This is a genomic window from Rhodococcus sp. NPDC077669, assembly GCF_040686915.1.
In the GTDB taxonomy this organism is placed as follows: Bacteria; Actinomycetota; Actinomycetes; order Mycobacteriales; family Mycobacteriaceae; genus Rhodococcoides; species Rhodococcoides fascians.
This window is the reverse complement of the sequence record NZ_JBFBMD010000003.1, coordinates 363,053-384,123: the sequence shown is the minus strand read 5'-3', so window position 1 is coordinate 384,123 and position 21,071 is coordinate 363,053. Positions and strand designations below refer to the sequence as shown.

Annotated in this window: 22 protein-coding genes; 9 read left to right on the top strand and 13 right to left on the bottom strand. The window is 63.7% G+C overall.

The window, feature by feature from the left end:
* Positions 1 to 159: 159 nt before the first annotated feature.
* A complete protein-coding gene (locus tag AB0P23_RS06325) occupies positions 160 to 2,118 on the bottom strand; it encodes an MFS transporter (protein ID WP_257886067.1) in 1,959 nt (652 codons plus the stop codon).
* Positions 2,119 to 2,316: 198 nt separating this feature from the next.
* On the opposite strand from AB0P23_RS06325, the gene AB0P23_RS06320 reads away from it, so the two are divergent.
* On the top strand, positions 2,317 to 2,937 hold the full coding sequence (locus tag AB0P23_RS06320) for a TetR/AcrR family transcriptional regulator (protein WP_032372816.1): 621 nt from the start codon (positions 2,317 to 2,319) through the stop codon (positions 2,935 to 2,937).
* Positions 2,938 to 3,001: 64 nt separating this feature from the next.
* On the opposite strand, the gene AB0P23_RS06315 is transcribed toward AB0P23_RS06320, so the two are convergent.
* Together AB0P23_RS06315 and AB0P23_RS06310 are read right to left on the bottom strand one after the other, a co-directional pair.
* The gene (locus tag AB0P23_RS06315) at positions 3,002 to 3,658 is read right to left on the bottom strand and encodes a hypothetical protein (protein ID WP_027495249.1); all 657 of its coding nucleotides are present in this window, start codon (positions 3,656 to 3,658) and stop codon (positions 3,002 to 3,004) included.
* Positions 3,659 to 3,724: 66 nt separating this feature from the next.
* Positions 3,725 to 4,492, bottom strand: a complete 768-nt coding sequence (locus AB0P23_RS06310; protein WP_219519292.1) for a DUF6319 family protein — start codon at positions 4,490 to 4,492, stop codon at positions 3,725 to 3,727.
* 326 nt (positions 4,493 to 4,818) lie between these two features.
* Between AB0P23_RS06310 and AB0P23_RS06305 the strand changes: the two genes are divergently transcribed.
* Genes AB0P23_RS06305 through AB0P23_RS06295 form a run of 3 tightly spaced genes read left to right on the top strand, consistent with a single transcriptional unit; the run spans position 4,819 to position 9,564 of the window.
* Positions 4,819 to 7,116, top strand: a complete 2,298-nt coding sequence (locus AB0P23_RS06305; RefSeq protein ID WP_032372537.1) for a glycerol-3-phosphate 1-O-acyltransferase — start codon at positions 4,819 to 4,821, stop codon at positions 7,114 to 7,116.
* Positions 7,113 to 8,540: an HAD-IB family hydrolase gene (locus tag AB0P23_RS06300; protein WP_032372538.1), complete on the top strand. Its 1,428-nt coding sequence runs from the start codon at positions 7,113 to 7,115 to the stop codon at positions 8,538 to 8,540. Before AB0P23_RS06305 ends, AB0P23_RS06300 begins: the two co-directional genes overlap by 4 nt.
* Positions 8,533 to 9,564 (top strand): adenylate/guanylate cyclase domain-containing protein, encoded by a 1,032-nt coding sequence (locus tag AB0P23_RS06295; protein ID WP_027495245.1) that lies wholly within the window; start codon positions 8,533 to 8,535, stop codon positions 9,562 to 9,564. Before AB0P23_RS06300 ends, AB0P23_RS06295 begins: the two co-directional genes overlap by 8 nt.
* Here AB0P23_RS06295 and AB0P23_RS06290 read toward each other — a convergent pair.
* From AB0P23_RS06290 to AB0P23_RS06255, 8 genes are read right to left on the bottom strand one after another with little or no spacing between them, the layout of a single operon-like run.
* Positions 9,546 to 10,607, bottom strand: a complete 1,062-nt coding sequence (locus tag AB0P23_RS06290; protein ID WP_032372539.1) for an MSMEG_0565 family glycosyltransferase — start codon at positions 10,605 to 10,607, stop codon at positions 9,546 to 9,548. The two genes, AB0P23_RS06295 and AB0P23_RS06290, sit on opposite strands and share 19 nt — an antisense overlap.
* Positions 10,604 to 11,455, bottom strand: a complete 852-nt coding sequence (locus AB0P23_RS06285) for a carbon-nitrogen hydrolase family protein (RefSeq protein ID WP_027495243.1) — start codon at positions 11,453 to 11,455, stop codon at positions 10,604 to 10,606. Before AB0P23_RS06285 ends, AB0P23_RS06290 begins: the two co-directional genes overlap by 4 nt.
* Positions 11,456 to 11,462: 7 nt before the next feature.
* Positions 11,463 to 12,791 carry an MSMEG_0569 family flavin-dependent oxidoreductase gene (locus tag AB0P23_RS06280; RefSeq protein ID WP_241258169.1) on the bottom strand — a complete coding sequence of 443 codons (1,329 nt, stop codon included), beginning with the start codon at positions 12,789 to 12,791 and terminating at the stop codon, positions 11,463 to 11,465.
* Positions 12,788 to 13,078: an MSMEG_0570 family nitrogen starvation response protein gene (locus AB0P23_RS06275; protein ID WP_027495242.1), complete on the bottom strand. Its 291-nt coding sequence runs from the start codon at positions 13,076 to 13,078 to the stop codon at positions 12,788 to 12,790. Before AB0P23_RS06275 ends, AB0P23_RS06280 begins: the two co-directional genes overlap by 4 nt.
* Positions 13,071 to 13,952, bottom strand: coding sequence for a carbon-nitrogen hydrolase family protein (locus tag AB0P23_RS06270; RefSeq protein ID WP_032372540.1), 882 nt, complete (start codon positions 13,950 to 13,952; stop codon positions 13,071 to 13,073). Before AB0P23_RS06270 ends, AB0P23_RS06275 begins: the two co-directional genes overlap by 8 nt.
* The gene (locus tag AB0P23_RS06265; protein WP_032372541.1) at positions 13,949 to 15,364 is read right to left on the bottom strand and encodes an MSMEG_0567/sll0787 family protein; all 1,416 of its coding nucleotides are present in this window, start codon (positions 15,362 to 15,364) and stop codon (positions 13,949 to 13,951) included. The genes AB0P23_RS06270 and AB0P23_RS06265 overlap by 4 nt, the downstream gene beginning before the upstream one ends.
* Position 15,365: 1 nt before the next feature.
* The gene (locus tag AB0P23_RS06260; RefSeq protein ID WP_363797055.1) at positions 15,366 to 16,421 is read right to left on the bottom strand and encodes an MSMEG_0568 family radical SAM protein; all 1,056 of its coding nucleotides are present in this window, start codon (positions 16,419 to 16,421) and stop codon (positions 15,366 to 15,368) included.
* Positions 16,422 to 16,430: 9 nt separating this feature from the next.
* Positions 16,431 to 16,955, bottom strand: coding sequence for an MSMEG_0572/Sll0783 family nitrogen starvation response protein (locus AB0P23_RS06255; RefSeq protein ID WP_027495238.1), 525 nt, complete (start codon positions 16,953 to 16,955; stop codon positions 16,431 to 16,433).
* Positions 16,956 to 17,187: 232 nt separating this feature from the next.
* Here AB0P23_RS06255 and AB0P23_RS06250 point away from each other — a divergent pair, with 232 nt between their 5' ends.
* Both AB0P23_RS06250 and AB0P23_RS06245 read left to right on the top strand, forming a co-directional pair.
* Positions 17,188 to 17,583: a hypothetical protein gene (locus tag AB0P23_RS06250; protein WP_230074147.1), complete on the top strand. Its 396-nt coding sequence runs from the start codon at positions 17,188 to 17,190 to the stop codon at positions 17,581 to 17,583.
* On the top strand, positions 17,576 to 17,980 hold the full coding sequence (locus AB0P23_RS06245; protein ID WP_027495236.1) for a hypothetical protein: 405 nt from the start codon (positions 17,576 to 17,578) through the stop codon (positions 17,978 to 17,980). Before AB0P23_RS06250 ends, AB0P23_RS06245 begins: the two co-directional genes overlap by 8 nt.
* 9 nt (positions 17,981 to 17,989) lie before the next feature.
* Here AB0P23_RS06245 and AB0P23_RS06240 read toward each other — a convergent pair whose 3' ends face one another.
* Positions 17,990 to 18,583, bottom strand: coding sequence for a TetR family transcriptional regulator C-terminal domain-containing protein (locus AB0P23_RS06240; protein WP_219519296.1), 594 nt, complete (start codon positions 18,581 to 18,583; stop codon positions 17,990 to 17,992).
* A 69-nt stretch (positions 18,584 to 18,652) separates the two neighbouring features.
* Here AB0P23_RS06240 and AB0P23_RS06235 point away from each other — a divergent pair, with 69 nt between their 5' ends.
* The 3 genes from AB0P23_RS06235 (at position 18,653) to AB0P23_RS06225 (ending at position 20,521) form a co-directional block, all read left to right on the top strand.
* The gene (locus AB0P23_RS06235) at positions 18,653 to 18,913 is read left to right on the top strand and encodes a hypothetical protein (RefSeq protein WP_219519297.1); all 261 of its coding nucleotides are present in this window, start codon (positions 18,653 to 18,655) and stop codon (positions 18,911 to 18,913) included.
* A 5-nt stretch (positions 18,914 to 18,918) separates the two neighbouring features.
* Positions 18,919 to 19,044, top strand: coding sequence for an NAD-glutamate dehydrogenase (locus AB0P23_RS06230; RefSeq protein ID WP_143547111.1), 126 nt, complete (start codon positions 18,919 to 18,921; stop codon positions 19,042 to 19,044).
* Positions 19,045 to 19,153: 109 nt separating this feature from the next.
* A complete protein-coding gene (locus AB0P23_RS06225) occupies positions 19,154 to 20,521 on the top strand; it encodes an HNH endonuclease signature motif containing protein (RefSeq protein ID WP_283550276.1) in 1,368 nt (455 codons plus the stop codon).
* Positions 20,522 to 20,613: 92 nt separating this feature from the next.
* Here AB0P23_RS06225 and AB0P23_RS06220 read toward each other — a convergent pair whose 3' ends face one another.
* The gene (locus AB0P23_RS06220) at positions 20,614 to 21,042 is read right to left on the bottom strand and encodes an SRPBCC family protein (RefSeq protein WP_027495234.1); all 429 of its coding nucleotides are present in this window, start codon (positions 21,040 to 21,042) and stop codon (positions 20,614 to 20,616) included.
* Positions 21,043 to 21,071: the final 29 nt, after the last annotated feature.

The window sequence follows — 21,071 nt, the reverse complement described above, 5'->3', positions numbered from 1 at the left end:
TACGACTCGACGGCCTGAGCCCGGTGCAATACCGAGCCCAGGCCCTCGCAGCCTAGGATTTCCATTAACCGGTCCAACCCACGGGGTCCAGTGCACAACAAAGGCGCATTGATCCCAACCCGGCGGCAGTGCAGTGGTCCATTGACGCGCTGGGGAGGTCTACAGCGGCATGGCCCAGATAGGGCTCGAGCGTTCGTTCAGCTCGGTGCACGTCGCGTGTTGTCGGCTGGCTCGTTGGTAGAACGTCTGCAACGGTTCGGTCGGCTCCACGTCCGGCGGTGTGGGTACGACGGGCAGTTCGCCGAGTTCGAGCGCCAATTGATAGATGCTGGGGCGTTCGAGTTCGGCGTCGACCAGTGCCGGCGCGGCAGCGTTGTGCGGCTTCGATGTTCGCGGTACACGCGGCGTACTCGGTTCGGGCTTGGCTGCCGACGGGCGTTCGAGCAGCTGCTCGAGCTCGGCGACCTCACGGACAGCCGCTGCGCTCGTGGCCGGCGGCGCAACGAAGGGCACGATCGGCTCGAACGCGATCATGTCCGACGACGACGCGAGCGCCTTGTTCTTGGCCGGGATGAGGAACGCCACGATCACGGTTCCGGTGCCGAACACCACGGCCGCAACGACACTGGTGTGCACGACGGCACTGCCGAAGGCAGAGATGGCATTCGCTTCGAGATTGTCTGCGAAGCCGCTCAGAAATGCATTCTGAGCGCGAATGATGTCCGAGACGATCACCGCACCGGCCAGCGAATCCTGCGATGCCGCAAGCCCTTCTGCGGCCTGACCGGTGTACTGGCCATTGGGTTGCTTACCGGGGAAGGTCTGCAGAAACCCCTCGATTCCCTGTCGATACGACGCCGCCAGAACCGAACCCAATACAGCGATGCCGAGAGACCCGCCCAGTTCGAGTGCAGTGTCGTTCAGGCCGCCGCCGACACCAAGCTTGTCGTCCGGGAACTCACCCATGATGGCATCGGTGCAGGGCGAGACGGACAGTCCGATGGCGAGTCCGAGCAGTGTCAGTACGGGCAGGAAATCGACATACGTTGCTGCCGAATCGATTCCGACGAGGGAGACGACAGACAGCGTGCCCACGATCATGCCCGCGGTGACGGTGACACGCGGCCCCATCTTGGGGGTCAGCCACATCGTGATTCCCGAGCCGACGAACACTGCACCGGCCAGCGGCAGCAGATGCACTCCGGTGGAGACCGGGCCGTACCCGAGAGCGAACTGGAGGTACTGCGCCACGAGGTAAATCGCCCCGAACGTCACCAGGAAGAACACCAATACCGCAAGGGTGGCACCCCCGAGGACACGCGAGGAGAACATCCGCACGTCCAGCAACGGATTGGGGTGTCGTAGTTCCCAGCCCACGAAACCCAACACCGACAGCAGTCCGACGAGGCCGAAGTACAGCGGCCCGACGGTCCAGCCGAAGTGCATGCCCTCGATGATGGAGTAGACGACGGTCGAGACAGCCAGTACCGAGAGCAACCCGCCGATCCAGTCGATCGCACCGGCATCGACGGCTCGCGACGGCGGGACGAGTACGACGGCTCCGGCTATGGCGGCCAGCGCAATCGGGACGTTGATCAGGAACGTCGAGCTCCAGGTGAAGCTTTCGAGTAGCCACCCGGCCAGCAGCGGTCCGGCGGCGATGGCGAGGCCGGACGTCGCCGCCCACACGGTGACGGCGGTGGCCCGCTCACGCTTGGGGAACGTGGCAACAAGTAGAGACAACGTCGCAGGCATGACGATCGCGGCTGCGACACCCATGACGATTCGGGCCAGGATCACGCCGAGCGTGGCATCGGTCAACGCCCCCGCCACCGACCCCGCCACGAATATGATCAACCCGATGATCAGCGCGCCTCGCCTGCTGTAGCGGTCGCCGATCACTCCGCACAACAGCATCAACGACGCGTACGGGACGGTGTATCCGTCTATCACCCATTGAAGATCACTGCTGGTCAGGCCCAGATCCATCGTCATCGACGGCGCGGCGACGAGCAATGACGTGTTCGCCATGACCACGATCAGCAGGCTCAGGCACAACACCACCAACGCCGACCAGCGTCGAGCATAGGGTTTGTGCATTTCTTGGACAGGTGTCATCGCAAGCAGTGTCATGTGTTCCCCCCGTTGGCAAAGTGCGACACACCTTGCACAGTGCTGTGCAGCTTAAGAACTTCCGGCTAAGATCGGCAATCTTTTGTGGCGGCAACCACACTGCGTCGACGCGATCGTGCTAGAAGTGGACGTGTGCCGAAGACGACGGAGTCGAGACCGAGCGTACGGACAGACCGATCGCCCGTGCAGCGAAGTGACGCCCGCTCGAACAGAGCGCGAATTCTCGATGTCGCGCAGGGGGTACTGGCGAACAATCCGGACGCGACTATCAACGACGTTGCGTCCGCGGCCGGGGTGGTCCGACGAACGGTCTACTCGCACTTCGCCTCTCGCGAAGCCCTGATCGACGGCATCGCACTCGAAGCCGCAGAACGCATCTCCGCCGCGCTCGAACGTGATCCGGCCGTCGACGAATCTGCTGTCACCGTGTTCGTGCGCCAGACGCTGGCACTGGCACGCGTCGGAGATCAGTACCGGCTCCTACTGGCGGTTGCGCGTACCGACCTGGGACACAACGGTCTTCACGACCTGCTGGGACCGATGCGGGAGTCGGCTGCGGCTGTCATTCGACGTGGACAGCGCGAGGGTGTGTTCTCCACCTATCTGCCGGCCGAGGTGCTGATCCTCAACATCGAAGCCATCGCGCTGTCGATCCTCGAGGCCACCAATGCCGGGCTGCTCACCGACCCCACAGGTGCGGCCACCACGTCGAGTCTGGTCCTGCTCGGAATCGCACCGGACGAAGCCGAACGCATCGTGAGCGGTGTCCGTGCCGCGGACGCGCCAGCCGGAGCCCACCCCTGAAACGACGAATGCCCCGCCTGCGCAATGTGATTGCGCCGACGGGGCATCGGTCTACGAGTGCGGGTCAGGGAGCGGGGACGAATCCTGCGCCGAGGCCGTTGCCCTGATCGACGTTGCGAAGGATCGCGTCGAAGTTGGTGCCGACCTCGGGGCCGAAGCACGCGACGCCGAGGTAGGCGTTGACCATGCCGACGAGGGTGTTGCCGACGACGACCGGGCTACCCGAGTCGCCTTCGACGACGCACAGCTGCGCCCAGGTCTCCTGCGACTGCAGAACGTCTCCGTACGCGAGGCCGCAGGTGTTGCCGGTCGTGCGGCCTTCCTTGCAGACGATGTTCGGGAACGCCGTCGGCGGGCCGACCTGAGAGATGGTCACGTTGCCCACGCGGCTGATCGGGGCAACCTTGTCACGCTGAAATTCGATGAGGGCGTAGTCGTACTCCGGGTTGGAGAATGCGATGCGGCCCACCTCACCGAGAGAGGTGTCGTACTCCGGGACGATGGAGGCACCCGCTTGGCCACAGTGACCGGCGGTGAAGCCCACGAGATTTCCGTTGCGGTCGTTGCCGATCGTCGTCAGCGTGCACTCCGCCTGGCCTCCGACGATGATTCCGGACCCACCGCCGAGAGCTGCAGGAGCGGCCGCGGATGCGGTCCCCACGCCGACGCTGGCTACGATTGCAGCCGCCCCCACGACGACGAGCATGAATTTCTTGAACATGTACTCCCTCTCAGCGGTGTCGGCAGAACCCTAGCAACAGAATGTGTCGTAACACGAGCTAGTCGCTCATACGTCCTGCTCGAGGGCCGCAAGAGTTGTCCGAGCTTCGTCGAGTTGACGACTCAGTTCGGCCACGCGGCGTGCCGCCTCTTCACGTGCATGGGAGATGACAGCCTCGACGGCATCGCGTGCAGTGACATTGCCCAGTTCACGAACGGCCCGACCGACCGCTTCCGGACTCACCGGCTGCGCCTTGGTCGGCCTCTTCGCGCCCTGCGTGACGGTGACCGACCAATCGTTGTCGGCACCGGCATGAATCGTCACGCTCACTCCGCCCGGCGCCTTCTTCGGACGACGTGGGGCCGAGCCGGTCGACGCAGACCCCGCACCGGCGGGCTTGGCGGCAACGTCGGTCGCCGGTACCGACTTCGGAGCAGCGCTCGATGTCGAAGTTGTAACCGATGTAGAAGAAGGGCTCGATTTCGAGACAGCGACCGGCTCGGAGGCAGCGACCGGCTTCGATACCGGCGCAGTCGATGCCGTCTTCTTTGCGGGGATGCGCTTCGCAGGCGCGGGTGGGGTCGCCGGGTTGCGGGTGATGCGCAGTTCCTCGGCCTCGTAGGGCAGTTCGTCGTTGACGCCCTTCGGGCTGATGGTGACGGTGTTGCCGTCGATGGACACCACCTTGGCCGACGTACCGTCGGGCAGGCCGAGGCTCGGATTCGGCTCGCGGAGATACACGGTGGCGCGACGCCCCTCGGCGAGCGCTGCTGCCAGCGTCGTCAGGTTCTCGGGAGTCAGCGAATCGTTCACGGCGCGCCCACGGGGTGGCATCGACTACCGGCCTTTCTCGAAAGTGTTTGCGAATACTGTCGCACAGATTCACGTGCGCAGGCAGCACGGCATCGAGTATCGGTCGCGAGGATGACATCGATCCCAAGTATGTGTAACCCCGAGTAACCGTAACCAGAAGTAACAGTTACTACAATTAACACCAAGGAGGCTTGGCCAGAGAAGGCCGATGACACGACTCTAACCGACAGGCCGTTCGAGCGCCCGTCGAGTGCCGTCGACCACCTCGCCGAACCGCCCTCGCGCCGGGATTCTCCCGCGTAGCCTGACGGCGTACCTTCTTGCGCAGGTACGGAACAGGAGCTTCGATGTACCACCTCGACGCGGACCAGCAATCGCTCAGCGACGGTCCGCACGTGTACTTGCTCGATGCCAGAAGCACTCTCGAGGTTCAGGCCCTGAATCAGTGGATCGACGCCACCACCCCGGACGGAGAACGTCGGCCCCCATCGGTCGTTCTGTCCGGTGAGGCCAGGACATCGCTGTCGGACACCGTCCGCGGGTACGCCGACGATCCGCTGCTCATTCCGCTGCGGGTCACGTTGACCGATCGCAGCACCGGCATTCTGCACCGCATCTTCGCCCCTAGAGGCCGCTCGAAGCCGACACGGGTGTGGCAGCGGTGGGTGGCCAACGACGATCCCGATCACTCCGCAGTGCTGGTCGGTGAACCCGCAACCCTGAGCGATCTGCAGGATCGGTTCGAGCGCGGCGGCGGCACGTCGTTGTCGTCGTTCATCCTGCGGCAGGCGAGTCTCGCACTGGACAAGGCCGAACGCGGAGTCATCGGCTCGGAGTACAAGATTCCGCGCTTCGTCGTCGAGGACATGACGGAGCAGAAGAAGTTCAGGGACGGCATCACCGAGCTCGCAGACCACGTCGGCCAGGATCGCGACACCGTCGACAAGAGGGTTCAGGACATCCTCGGCGAGATGGTGGCGACCGAAACCAGGCGCGCCGTCGAGATGTGGGGCACCCTCGGCGCGTACTTCTCGCGGGCGTACAAGGTCGACGTCGATCGCGATCAGCTGCAGAAGGTTCGCGAACTCAACAAGAACTATCCGTTGGTGTTCCTGCCCAATCACCGTTCCTACCTCGACCCACTCGTGCTGCGTCCCGCGCTTCTCGCCGAGGGACTGCCGCTCAATCACGTCATGGGCGGCATCAATGTCGGCTTCTGGCCGTTGGGCCCGATAGCCAAACGCAGTGGCGTGGTGCTCATTCAGCGCAAATTCTCGGACGCGATCTACAAATGGACGCTGCGTCAGTACATGAGTTTTCTGCTCAGCAAGCGGTTCAACCTCGAGTGGTACATCGAGGGCGGACGCAGCCGCACCGGAAAGCTCCGCCCGCCGCGGTTCGGTCTGCTGACCTACCTCGTCGACGCCCTCGAGTCGAGCGACGCGGAGGACGTCTATCTGATTCCGACGTCCATCACCTACGACCGACTGCACGAGGTCGGCGCGATGGCCGAAGAATCGCACGGGGCGAAGAAGCAAGCCGAAGGCATTCGCATGGCCATCGGGTACATCCGCGCTCAGGGCACGTTGCGCGGCAACGTCTATCTGAACTTCGGAGAGCCGATGTCGGTGGCGGCGATCGTCGCCGAGAACACCGACAAGCGCGTCGCGGTGCAGAAGATCGCGCTCGGTGTCTCCCATGCGATCAACGATGCGACGCCGGTGACCCCGGCAGCACTGGTCACGATGGCGCTGTTGGGTATCGAGGATCGCGCACTCAACGTCAACGAAATGTGGGCCATCATCTCGCCGTTGGCCGGCTACATCAAACGCAGAAACCTACCCACTGCGGGCGGGGTGGACATCGCCGACGTCGACGTCGTCCGCTCGGCCGTCATCGCACAGGTCAACGCCAACGTCGTCAAGCGTTTCGACGACGGCCCCGAACCGCTGTTCTACCTGGCGCAGGACAAGCATCTGGTGGCAGCGTTCTTCCGCAACAACGCCATTCACTTCTTCGTGATGCGCGCCATCGGCGAACTGGTGGTGCTACCGACCGAGGGTGACTCGACGCCGCTGACTCAGGAATCGTTGTGGACATCGGCCCTGCAATTGCGAGATCTACTCAAGTTCGAGTTCTTCTTCGGCGACAAGAAGGACTTCGGGGAGCGTCTCGAATCCGAGGTCGATCTCATCGACCCGGAATGGCGCACCAGCATCAGCGACCCCGATTATGCTGCGCGACAGCTTGAATCGCAGGATCTGCACCTGGCGCACCGCGTACTGCAGCCGATCTTCGAGGCCTACCAGGTAGTGGCCGACCAGCTGATGCTGCTGCCGCAGAGCGGAGAATTCGACAAACCGAAGTTCATCTCGGAATGCCTCGGCGCTGCCCAGGCCAGGCGGCTCCGCCAGCAGCTCGATCACAGTGAGTCCATCTCGGGCGAACTGTTCGACACTGCACTGCAACTGGCCGAGAACCGCGACCTGATCGATTCCAGCTCGGACGGCATCGCCCGCCGCCGCAGGGACTTCGCGCTGGAGATCGACGAATGGGCCCGCAAGGTACGTACCATCCGGGATATGGCGCACCGAATGCTCCGTGAGGTGGAACCGATCTCTGCCCCCGAGGAGAACAATCCATGACCGACTTCGACGATCGACTGATAGCGATCGCCGCCGCCCCACCCGGCCGAGACACCATCGCCTTCTTCGATCTCGACGGCACCCTCATCAACGGATTCTCTGCTCGCGCAGTGTTTCTCGAACGCCTCAAGACCCTCGACGTCACGGTCAAGGAACTGTGGGAGATCTCCAGTGCCGTCGTCGAGATGCGGATGCGCAACTCCCCCGTCGACAATCTGATGGGCAAGGCCGTCCGCGGCCTCGAAGGCCGTCGCGAAGAGGACCTGATGGAACAGGCATACACCCTCTTCCGCAACGAGATCGCGCCGATGATCTACCCGCAGGCCCGGGCCCTCGTCGAGGCTCACCGGCACGCAGGGCATCGCCTGGTGATGGCTACCTCGGCCACGCCGTACCAGGCACTGCCGGTGCAGCAGGACATGATGTTCGAGGAGTTGCTGTGCACGACTCCGGTGGTCACCGACGGGATTCTCACCGGTGAGCTCGTCGGCGATTCGCTCTGGGGACCCCGCAAAGCACAGGCGGCAATCGACTACGCCGAACGTGAAGGCATTGCTCTGGCAGGCTGTTTCGCATACTCGAACGGCGGTGAGGACGTGCCGCTGCTCGAGGCCGTGGGCCGTCCCATCGCCCTCAACCCCGATCCTGATCTCGCGCGCTATGCCGCCAAGAAGAACTGGCCGGCCCTGACGCTGGACAGCCCGAAGCGTGGCACGGATATCACGTCGGCCGTACGCAGCACGGCGGCGCTCGGATCGGTGCTCGCGAGTGCGTCGATCGGGCTCGGTCTGGGGTTGCTCACCCGCAGTCGCCGTACCGGTGCCAATATCACCAGCACCATCGCCCCGGACATCGCGCTGACCCTCGCCGGGGTCAAGCTCGACGTCACCGGAACCGAAAATGCCTGGTCGGCCCGGCCCGCCGTCTTCATGTTCAACCATCAGAGCACCGCCGACTCGATCATCGTCACTTCCATCCTGCGACGCGACATCACCGCCGTCGCGAAGCGGGAACTCGAACGCGATCCGCGCTTCGCATTGCTGGGCAGAATTTTCGACGTCGCCTATGTCGACCGCGGCGATCCTGCGCAAGCGCGAGAGGCCATGCGGCCTGCGATCGAGAAGCTGCACAGCGGCATCTCCGTCGCCATCGCCCCCGAGGGCACTCGCATGCCGACGTCCCGTCTCGGCCGATTCAAGAAAGGCGGTTTTCACCTGGCGATGCAGGCCGGCGTGCCGATCGTTCCGATCGTCATTCACAACGCCGGTGACGTGATGTGGAAGAAGGACTTCACCGTTCACTCCGGTACGGTCAAGGTCACCGTCGGCGAGCCCATACCCACCACGGATTGGGATCCCGACAAGATCGACGAGTACGTGGACGCCGTCCGTTCCTATTTCGACAGAACGTTGGGATATGCCTGAGAATCAGATCAACTCGGTAGTACAGACGGAGATCGAGCGGAATCTATTGGGCGGCGAGCCCAAGTACAACCGCGCCGACATCGTCGAGAAGTCCGGAATTCCGCTCGAGCGGGTCATCGCCCTGTGGATCGGCATGGGCTTCCCCGTCCACACCGATACCGACGCACTCGTCTACACCGACGCCGATCTCGAAGCTCTGAAGCTGATCACCGCACTGACCGCGCAGAAGGTGATCAAGCCCGAGATGGAGGTTGCGATCGCACGCACCCTCGGGCAGTCGATGTCCCGGCTCGCGGAATGGCAAGTGGGCGTTGTGAACTCTCACATACTCGAACGCATCATCGACAGCCAAGAAGACACGAACGACATCGACGCGATTCGACGGAACGCCCGTGCCATCGCCGCCGAAACCGTCCCCACCCTCGAAGCGCTCCAGGGATACACCTGGCGACGCCACCTGGCAGCAGCGGCCGGTCGATCCATCGCCGCTCCCGACGACGCCGCCGACAGTCCCACGATGGCCGTCGGGTTCGCCGACATGGTCGGCTACACGAGCCTGACGCGTCGACTCGATATCGGCGAGTTGACGACGCTACTCGAGGAATTCGAGTCATTGGCCACCAATATCATTGCGCGAGGGCGCGGTTCGGTGATCAAGAACGTCGGCGACGAGGTGATGTTCAGCGCGCAGACCCCCGAGGATGCCGCCCACATCGCCCTCGACCTCCAGGACGCCTTCGACGAGCAGGAGGACATGCCGGATCTGCGGGTCGGGCTGGCGTGGGGCCCGGTACTGGCCCGGTACGGTGACCTGTACGGGTCGGTGGTCAATATTGCTGCGCGCCTAACCAGTTCGGCCAATCCCGGAACGATCCTGGTCGATACCGTCATGACGGATGAACTGCGTCACGACTCGGAGTTCTACCTCAAATCGGTCCGTTCACTACGGGTCAAAGGGTTCCACAAGCTCAAGCCTCACCGGCTCAAACGCAACAAGCGAACCGGTCAGCGTAGCGAGGAGTAGAACTCCAAGTGTCGACGCGCAGCCTCGTCCCAGGTGAGGCTGTGCGCCAGCGCCAGCCCCGGTGACGGATCCTGCGGCTCGTGCAACGCACGGTCCAATTCGCTGGCCATGGTCTCCACCGACGATGCGTAGGTGACGCTGTCTCCGAACACCTCTCGCAGTACCGGCAGATCACGCGCCACCACCGGAGTCGATGCGGCGAGCGCCTCCATCGCGGCCAGGCCGAAGCCTTCCTTGGTGGAGAAGAACGGCAGCGCCGCAGCCTGCGCCACGAGATGCGGCAGCTCGTCGTCGTCGACGGTTCCGAGTATCACCGGCTCCATGCCCAGTTCTACTGCTCGACGGTCGAATTCGGCTCGATAGTCACGGTAGTCGAACAGGGTCTCGCCGCCGGCGAACACCAGTTGCACGTGGCGATCGGACAGCCCGGCGAAGGCGTCGAGTAGATCGAGACTGCCCTTGCGTGGCTCGATGCCGCCGACTGCGAGCACGTACCTGCCGAGCTTGTCCCGCCAGTGCGTTCTGCCCGATGCTGCAGCTGCCGAGAACCTTTCGGCATCGACCCCGTTGGGGATGACCGTGGGTTCGAGTCCCCAACCGCGATTCACATCGCTCGCCACCGCTGTCGATACACAGATTCGCGCGTACGGCGCGGTGATCGCTCGTTCGTGACATGCCGCGAGCTCGGGTGTGGTGAACTCGTCCAAATGATGGATGGTCCTGATGCACCGGCCGACGGCGTTGGCCGAGATACAGTCCTGAGCATGGACGATGTCGTACTCGTCGGGCGTGAAGGCCTGCCGCAGAACGCCTATCGATCGCAGAATCCGCGCGCCGACGCTCTCGTTCTCGCGGTGGGAAAACGGGACCATCCGCACGGTGACAGCCGGGTCGACCTTGCGGAAGAACTCACTGTCGCCCCCGCGGCCCAGCGACCACACCGACACATCCTGGCTGGCGCGTGCCAGCGCTTCGGCCAGAGCCAACGTATGCACCACGCCTCCGCGCGGTTTGGACGAATAGGTCAACAGCGCGATCTTCATCGATCCGGCTTCTCCTGCAACAAGTTCGGATAGGCGTCGACGCGTCGCTCGGCAAGGTGATGCAGACCTCTCCGGGCCCGATCCACCTCGGCATCGACGTCGATCTCGTGCACGGCCAAACCGCCTTTGGACCACGTCTTGGCCAACACGTCTCCGCCGGGCCCGACAATCTTCGCCTGGCCGAGGAACCGCAGGGATCCCATCACCCCGGTCTGGTTGGACGAGACGAGCACCACCTGGTTCTCGGCGGCGCGCGCAGCGTCGTACAGATCGAACAGTCGCGACTGCCGATCGTTGGGTAGCGACGACGCTCGATCGGTGACGCTGGCCGGCCACGCCGACAGCGCCGCAATGATTCTCGCGCCGTCCAATGCGAGCGTGCGGGCCGACTCCGGGAACGTCTTGTCGTAGTCGATCAGCATGCCCATCCGTCCGACCGGAGTATCGAAGGCCTCGAACCGATCTCCGGCGGCGTAGGCCAAGGATTCCCCGAGCGGCTGATGCACCTTACGGTGACTGCCGAGGATCCCGTCGCCCGTCAGGCACGCAGCAGCGTTGTACCGCAGCCCCTTCGACAACTCGGTGTACCCGATGCACACCGTCATCGCACCCGCCGCTGCGATGATCGCAGCCAACTCCGGACCGTCCGGATCGAGAGTGGGCGGCAACTCGGACGGATCCGGATTGCTCAGGCTGTTGATGTAACCCCCGAGGGATGCGTCGGGCAGCACCAAGAGATCGATTCCCTCGCGGGCCGCACTGGAGATGATCGTCGTGATCTTCAGTACGGCCCGATCGACATCTCTACCGAAATGTGCTGCCAATGCACCGATCTTGATGGGAGCCACGTCGAGATCAGACCATCTGACTCTGCGACTGCGCTGGGTCTCGGGACTGCGTCGAGTTTCGGGACTGCGTCGAGTTTCGGGACTGCGCAGCACTGATCTCGAGGCCGATTTGATCGGCCAGGAATGCGGCGTCGCGGGCCACCGAGGCGAAGCGTCCCGAACCCCAGGTGTGCTGCCAGGGCAGGCCCAGGAAGTACAGGCCAGGAACCGATGTGACGCCGCGGTTGTGCGTCGGGTGGCCCTCGCCGTCGAACGCCCCGACCTTCAGCCAGCGGTAGTCGGTACGGAACCCGACCGACCAGACGACGGCCTTAATGTCGGTGGTGGCGAGATCGAGTTCGGTGGTCTCGGACTCCGGACGCCACACCGGCACGTAGCGGTCCTCGGTGGGCGCATTGATGCCCTCGCGCTCGATGTACGCGTCGATGTTGTCCTTGATGCTCTCGGCCACCCGATCCGCAGCGTCGAGGGACGCTTCGAGGGTCGGGGCGAACTGCAGGACGCCGTCCTCCACGCCCAGCAGACGGCCGTACAGCTGCATGCCCTCGGTGGCGAACGCGCGCAGGTCGATGTCTCGACCACCGTCACGGCCGGTGACGTAGTGGTTCGTGTTCTCGCGTTTGCCGACGCCACCGGGTTGATCTTCGATGGAGACATCGTAGACGCCCATGTCGTGCAGCCAGGCGACACAGTCACGCCCCCGATAGAAGCGTGCGACGCGAGGTGCGGTGCCGGCGACGAGATGAACCCGGCGGCCGTCGAGGTGGAGATCCTCTGCGATCTGCGCTCCGGACTGGCCGGTGCCGACGACCAGTACGTCGCCGTTCGGGAACTGCTGCGAGCCGCGGTATTCGGACGAGTGGATCTGGACGATGTCGCGGGGAAGCTTCTCGGCGAAGCGCGGAATGGTGGGGATGTGGTAACCGCCGACGGCAACGACGATCTGATCGGCGTGCATGGGGCCGGCGGAGGTCTGTAGGTCGAAGCCGCCTGCCGCGGATTGCAAGGCCTGATTCACCGAAACATACTCTCGGACCGGTGCATCGAAGCTCTCGGCGTAGCGTCGGACAAAGGCGTAGACCTCGTCGCGCTGCATGAACCCGTCGGGATCGTCACCGTCGTAGGAGTATCCGGGGAGCGCACACTGCCAGTTGGGGGTGACGAGGGTGAAGTTGTCCCAGCGCGAGTCCTTCCATTCGTGCGCGATGGTGTCGCGTTCGAGGACGACGTGGTCGATGCCTCGCTGCGTCAGATGCCAGCTGATGGACAGTCCGGCCTGCCCGCCGCCGATGACGATTACGGAATGGTTCTCTCTTGCTCTGTGGCTCTCTGTCATAGCAATTCAGCTCCCGACATACTCAGTACGCGAACGGCACCGGCCTGATACGACGCGCTGACACCGTGAATCTCTTCCATCTGCTGCGCGGCCGACGTGCACCGCATCCCGAACTTGGCGAGAACTCGATCGCTCGCCACGGTCAATGCCTCGGACGTTCGCTGAACGAACTCGGCCACCGGGTATTCCTGCCCGGGGCTCAGATAGTCGTGCATCACCAAAGAGGGCGAGTAGCAGGACTGTTCGCGTCCGTCGGGCCACCGCACCACGAACGACATCTCAGGCATGAACGGTCTCCTTGGTGATGGTGCGATAGACCGAGGGCCGTCGGTCGCGCAGGTTGTACATGCCACCGCCACGTGCCGCGCCGATGAGCGCCTCGACATCGACGGTGGCTGTGGCCAAGCCCGGCTCGACGCCTGTGCCCGCGAGGATCTCACCGCCGGGCCCGACGATCTTGGCGCTGCAGACGAACCTCAGAGACCCGAACGTGCCGGCCTGATTCGCCGCGACCCAGATGATCTGATTCTCCAGTGCACGAGCGCGATCGTAGATGTCGAAGCGTTGCTTCCACCGATCTTCTTCCATGTTCGGGGTCGTCGCGGTACGTGCCGTGGGCCACGCGGAGATGGACGCGACGATCTCGGCTCCGTCGAGCGCGAGTTCGCGGGCCGCCTCGGGGAACCCCTTGTCGTAGCAGATCTGCATGCCCATCCGGCCGACCGGAGTGTCGAAGGCGGAGTAGCTCTCTCCCGCTGCGTAGCAGAGGTTTTCGCCGAGTGGCTGGTGCACCTTGCGATACGAACCGAGGATGCCGCTGCCGTCGACCGTCACCGCGGCGTTGTAGCGGGTATCGCCGTCCTTCTCGCAGAATCCGAACGTGACGACGGTATCGCCTGCCATGTCGATGACCCGCTTGATCTCGGGGCCGTCCAGTTCCAGAGCGGGTGGAAGTGCCTTCAGTCGACGCTGTCTCGATTCTTCGGTCTCGTCACCGCCACCGAGGCTGGGCAGGTACCCACCCAGGCACGCTTCCGGTAGCACCAGCAGTTGGCTACCGCGATTACGCGATTCCTCGAGCAGGGCGGCGATGGTGGCGTAACCCTGTTCCATGTCACGGCCGAATTCGGCTGCGGCCACGGAGATCGTGATGTCGTTCATGCTTCTCCCAATCCGGTCACCGTCGAAGTGACCGCGCGCGTGGTGATTCCATCGGGCCATCGCAAGGCGACGCCCGGAATGTCGGTGAGCTCTCCGCATTCTGCGGACAGTGCAGGTCCGGACGGTGCAGTCGGTGCACCGGGACGGTCCGCGGTGATCATCGCGAACCCGGGAAAACACGTGATCCATTCGCCCATCGACGCCGAGTCGGGCTTCGGAATCGAGGAGATGTCCAATACCGCACCGGTTCCGCTTGCCTCGGCCAGCATCCCGGTGGTCCCGGCCAGTCCCGCCATCGAGACGTCCTTGGCGGCCTTGGGCGCGGTGCGGGCGACGAACGATGCCATGGTCGTCAGTTCGGCGGAGTTGCGCCGTGACGTCGAATCCCATTGCTGGCCCTGATATCCACGACGCCAGCCACCCCCGACGTCCGCCGTCAGTGTCAACCGATCGCCGACGCTTCCCCCGCCGGCCCGTACCGGGTTCGTCGTGCGGCCCAGCGCAGTGACCGACAGCGACGACGGCACCCCGGCCTGGGTGTGGCCACCGAGTACCGGAACCTGCCAGGCCGCAGACGCATTGGCGAGGCCGCGGATGATGCGGGTCAGTCGAGATTGCGTGGGTGCACCGACGGAGTCGAGCATGCCGACTGCGTAGGCACCCATCGCCGAGAGGTCGTTGAGGTTGACCAGGGCCGCGCACCAGCCGGCCCACTCCGGGTCGCGGTCGACCATCGAGGGAATGATCGCATCGCAGGCGGCGATCATGTCGCTCCCCGGAACCGGGACCCCGTCGTCACCTCGAAATTCTTTGGCACCGAGCCCGAGTGGCTGCGCCTTCAGCGGCGCGAGGACGCCGGCGAGCATCGCCTTGGTCGACGACACCAGCCGTTCGATCCTGTCGATCGGCCAATACATCGCCACGTGTGGAGTATTCGCCACCTCGACGTCTCCACGCCTGATCCAGCCGAGACGGGTGAACAGTGTCTCGTTGCGCTTCTGCACCGTCGCGTCGAAGCGCAAAACGCCACGACTTTCGGCATGAGCACAGGCCGCACGAACCAGCGCTGGGCCCACACCGGAAGTGCGCGCAGAGGTGGTGACCACCAGGCGACTGCCGGCCCACCACCCCAGATCCGTTGCCGTGCAGGGTGCCAGGCGCACCCCACCGAGCACGGTGCCGTCTCGATCGGTGGCCACGAGAACGACGCAGCGAGGATCGTCGTCGACGTCGTCGTGATCGGTGCCGGCGAACAAGCCCTGTTCGGCGACAAACGTCTCTCTGCGCAGTGCCCGATACGCGTTCAGTTCTGCTGTGCCGCTGCACGGCTGGACGATGAACTCCGGTTGCACGACAGCGATTGCAGCGCCGGATAATCCGGCGAGATCGTTACCCTCCACGACGCCGTACATATCACCCTCCCGCGTTCTGCAGAACGCTGCACGCACCGCAGGCCGCGCAGCCTGCTTTCTGATCGGACCCGAGCATCGCCGCTGCCTGAAGTTCCTTGGCGACGCGTCGGGTGACGCTTTCGAGGACGTCGGCAGCGGGAGCCGTCGCCCGGTCGACATCCACCGCCAACGTGCCTGCGAGCGGCCGAAACGGAACGACGAAGGGATACACACCCATCTCGATCAGTTCCGCTGCACCCGAGACCAATTCGTCGGGATCCTCGCCGAGACCGACCAGTATGTACGTCGAAACCTGGTTGCGCCCGAAAACCCGGACCGCTTCTTTCCATGCCGCGCGGTACTCGTCCATCGAGACCGATGCCTTGCCCGGCATCCATCGGCGGCGCACGTCGTCGTCGAGCGATTCGACGTGAATTCCGATGGACTCGGCTCCGGCGTCGTACAGGTCCTGGATGGCCTGCAGGTCACCCGGAGGTTCGCACTGCACCTGGATCGGCAGTTCCGGGACCACGGCCTTGATGGCACGTACGCACCGGGCCAGATGACGGGCACCGCGATCCTTCGCGGCCGAAGTGCCCGTCGTCATGACCATCTGCGTCACCCCGTCCAGCCGGACAGCGGCCTCCGCCACCTCCGCAAGTTGCGCGGGCGTCTTGACGGCTATGGTGTCGCCCGCGTCCAGAGACGCTTCGATGGAACAGAAGCGGCACCGTTGATCGGCGTCGTAGCGAATGCACGTCTGGACCACGGTCGTGGCCAGAACACTGGTGCCGTGCAGCTTGGCGATCTTCTCGTAGGCGACGCCGTCGGCGGTGGAGAGGTCGTAGAACTTCGGGCGATCGACGGCCTGAACAGCGAGGCCGATGTCGTTGCCGTCGAACAGAACTCGCCCTTCTTCGAGTACGTACGGACTGAGCGGGTTGCGCGGGATTGCTGCGCCGAGACCATCGATGCGGACATGTCCATCGTCACTCGGGCCGGCACCGGCAGTTCTGGACACCGGCGTTGCTCCTCGAATCCCGAGCAACGCCAGATCCACACGTGTAGAGATGGACATAACCGTCCCCTAGACCATGTAGGTCGAATTGATGATGGCACCCTTGCGCGCGTAATGGATCAATGCGTCCTGCACGTCCAGGGGGTGGGCGGGTATGACGCCCTCGATGAGGTCTTCTTCACGACCCCCGTGCAGGGCCAGTCCGAAGCGGCAGCAGAACACGGTGCCGCCCTCGGCGATGAACGTCGCGAGGGAGTCGTTGATGTTCTGTTCACCCGGGAAGCCCGAGTCTCCGGTGGTCGGGAAACCGCGTGTAGCAAGGCAATTGATGGCACCGGGTCCGTAGAAGTACATCGCCGACTCGAAACCCTTGCGCAGAGCGCGGGTGGCCTGCAGCACCGCGACGAACGATACCGACGACTCGTGGGCGATGCCGTGCACCAGCGTGAAGTAGCTTTCGCCGTTCTCCGCCTTGTAGTCGGGGAAGATCTTGGTGGAGCCGTAGATGTTGCTGCCCTTGGGAAGTGAGGGATGCGGAATCTCCTCGAGGGACTTCTTGATGTTCTCGGCGATGGACTGGTCGAGATCTGACACGTGCGTCTCCTGAGGTTCGCAGAGCGGGCTGGATGCGGTGGACACCGATGTCCACCCGAGAAAACCGTCATGTCCGACGAGAGGGCAGATCCTCTGCGGCCATGGAACAAGTACAGGCCTCGTCGATTTCCGATTGGTCACGCTCGGAACAACGTCGTGTTTCAAGGGCCTCACAGTGTTGACGTGGTGTTACGCGGTTACTGTGAAGGGAAGTCCATCCACCCACCGCAGCATGACGAGGAACTCGATGATCGGCGCCGTCACCGGCTTGTTGTACGTGTTGTCCCTGGTAGTGGGGATCTGGGTGCTCGTGAAGCTCGCCACGAACAGGCCCGTTCTGTTGAAGAACAAGGCCGACCGCGCGCTGTTCTGGACGATCGCGGCTACCGAAGGCGTCGTTGCACTGCAGGCCGTGATCGGGTTCGTGATGATGTTCGCCTCCGATCGCGACATTCACCGGCTCACGTTCGGGTCGTACCTCGTCGGACTGCTGTTCCTGCTCCCACTCGGAACGTGGTGGTCTCTGGGCGACCGTTCCCGCGGCGGCACCGCAGTGCTCCTCGTAGCCGTCCTCACCCTCGCAGCCATGGTGTTGCGACTGAGCCAGATTTGGGCCGGATATGCCTGACAAACTTCAGCAAGCCACGCGCACCGGATTCGGACGCTTCCTCATCGCCGTCTACGCCGTGTTCGCCGTTGCCGCGACATCGCGATCGATCGTGCAACTCACCACCCGATTCGACAACGCCCCGGTCGCGTACCTGCTGTCGGCATTTGCAGCCGTGGTCTACATCATCGCGACGGTCGGCCTGGCACGAGCAACCGAGGCATCGCGACGAGTGGTGACAGTCTCCTGCATCATCGAACTCGTCGGAGTCCTCGGCATCGGCACCCTCAGCTACATCCAGCCACAGGACTTCCCGGAGCCGACGGTGTGGTCGCACTTCGGATCCGGTTACGTCTTCATCCCGGTCGTGCTACCCATCGCAGGACTGTGGTGGTTGCGAAAGACACGCCAGCAGTAGAGGTCTGCTCTACATCTCGCGCAACTGTGTCAGGTGTCGACGCACCACCTTTCGGGCTACAGCCGACGACAACTGATCGGGATGCAGCGTGGCTCTGAGTGCCAGTCCGTCGATCATGGCGGCCAACCTCTCGGTTTCGAGATCCGACTCCGACTCCGCTCCCAACCTGGCTCGCACGACAACCAGTCGCGCCAATGACGACGACCCCTCGAAGAGCCGTCCGGCCGCGGCAGCCAAAACCGAATCGGTGCGTCCGGACGTGACGATCTCTAGCCAGACAGTGACCTCCCTGGTCGTGTGCTCGGTCAGCGGTAGCAACTCGCACAGCATGTCCTCAACCACCGCAAGACGATCGGCACTATCACTCAACCGCTCTCGATGTGACTCGATCCGCGCCGAAACTCGATCGATTATCTCGTGCGAGGCAGCACCGATCAGCTCGTCGCGTGACGGAAAGTAGTGGCGCACAGATCCGATGGCCAGGCCCGCGGCGTCGGCGACCGCACGTAGCGTGACCTGCTCGATTCCCGATCGGACGACAACGTCGAATACGGCTTCGAAGATCTTTTGACGCCTCTCGGCGGGATCCACAACTCTTGGCATTGCTCTTTTATAGCAGTGTCGTGCTACTTTGTTATTTAGCACGCTCATGCTTCTAAAGAAGGGTCGTCCATGGAAACCGTTCTGACATTCCTGCTCATTCGATTCGCGGTCGTCGCCGCTGTCGTGACCATCGTCGCCGTCATACTTTTCGCCATTGCAGTGCGACTGAAACGACGCGGCAGATGGAGTGAGACGAAACGCCGCATCGGGCCGGTGGCCGTGCGCACGGCGGACCTGTACGCGCGACGCGTTGGTCGCCAATCACGAACCGCCCGTACCGCAAATGCGGCCGCGCGGCTGATCGACCACGACGGCGACCATTCGTCATGAGGCCGATGTCCACCGGGGAGGAGTTGATGCACCACCTGCTCGTCGACCTCTTGTGGAAAGTCGGGATAGTGGCCGCGCTACTGGCGATCGGAATTGCTGCAGCGATTGCCATCTGGAAACGCGTGCCGTAGGTCCTACCACGGACCACCGACAGGTTCGAATCTCGAATCCTTCTGCACGGCAATAGTTTTCGATTGCACCATCATTGCGCATCGAACACCCGTTCGATACACTTGGTCCATGACCACGGAGATCTGGCAACTGAGCGAAAGCGAACTCCTCGCCGACGCTGCTGATGTCTCCCACAAGATCCAACTGTTGGAGGCCCGGCGGATCGCCCTCGTTGCCGAGATCGACACCCGCGTGAGCCGGGAGAAGCTCGGCTTCCCCGGACCCGCAGGGTGGCTCACCTCCACCACCCTCCTCACCCCGAGCAAAGCGAACAAGATCGTGGCCCTCGCTCGCGGGTTGAAGAACTTCCCCGACATCGCCGACGCCGTCAACACCGGCGTCATGTCCGTCGACCACGCCGCCCTGATTCTCACCTTCGCCGAAACACCACCGAAGAACCTCCCCCAAGAGGGTCGCGACATCGCCCGCAAAGCCATGATCACCGCCGCAACCGGGCCTGGGGCACGCACCGACAAGATCCGTGAAGCGATCACCAAACTCGAAGACACCTACGGCAGCGACAAGCCACCACCGGAAGACACCGACCGCAACGAACTCTTCGCCTCGAAAACCCTCAACGGACGTCTCGTGGCGAAGATGGATTTCGATGCGATCACCGGAGAAAAGCTGCTCACCGCGCTTTCGCCGTTGACCGAACCCCGACCCGCCGCAGACGGCACCCCAGACGACCGCAGCCCCGCCAAGCGCAGAGCCGACGCCTTCGGGCACATCCTCGACCGCTACCTCGCCTCCAGTGACCGCCCCACCGAGGGCGGTGAGAAGCCGCACGTCAACCTGCACATCCGGTTGCAGGACCTCCAGAGCCTGGCCAGCCAGAGCAGTGACGACATCACCGATGACGAAACCACACGCGCTACAACAGAATTCGACTCAGACCTGGTCGACCCGGTCGACATCGACACCACAGCAGAAACCAACAACGAGGCCGGTTCAGTGACTGCGGATCGTGGCGCATATCGGGACCTGTTCGGCGACGGCACCACCGTCGGCTGGCTGCCGTGGATGGGCCCGCTCTCCCGCAACACCTCTCGCCAACTCGCCTGCGATTGTCTTCTCACCGCCATCGTCATGGACGAGAACGGCAACCCACTCAACCTCGCCCGCACCGCCCGCACCGTCACCGCGAAACAGAAACGAGCATTGACCGCCCGCGATCACGGGTGCGCGTTCCCCGGCTGCGGAAGACCCGCCGCCTGGACCGAAGGTCACCACATCTGGCACTGGACCGACGGCGGACCCACTGACATGAACAACCTCGTCCTCCTGTGCGGATTCCACCACCGACTCATCCACCACAGCGACTGGGAAGTATTCATCGGCACCGATCAACACCCCTGGTTCGTACCCCCGGCATCCGTCGACCCCTACCGACAACCGAGACAATCCCACGCCCGAGCAGGCCCCCACATCGCATAGGCCCCTCGAACGCACACCAGCCCCGCACCGAGAACACGTTGCGGGGCTGGAAGAGATTGTCCGACAGCTGCTTCAGGAATCCCGAGATGCCGTCACTTCAATGCAGCCAGGTTCGCCACCGACTGCTTCACATCGGTATCGAGTGCACGGGCGACCACCGAACCCACCGGGCCGAACAGCACGCCCCCACCGAATTTCGCGTCGAGTGTCAGCTCCGAACCGCCCTCGGCCTCACGCACGTGGACGGTCAGCGAGATCCTCACTCCACCCTTGCCGCGGCCCGACATCTCGATCAGCTTCGGCTCTTCGTACTCGGTGAACTCCCAGTTGATCGTGTTCTTGAAACCCTTCACCTTCACCAGCGACTCGACCTTTGTGCCCTTGCCGACCTTGTTCGGCGGCGGACTGCACCAACCACCGTGGATGGTCATCCACTCGTCGAACCGGTCGAGCGCGGAAGCCTTGTCCCACGCGCCCTGAGGGTTCTCGGGCATCTGTACCGAGACACTGATCGTTGCCATGCATTCGAGCCTGTCACAACTTGCTCGCA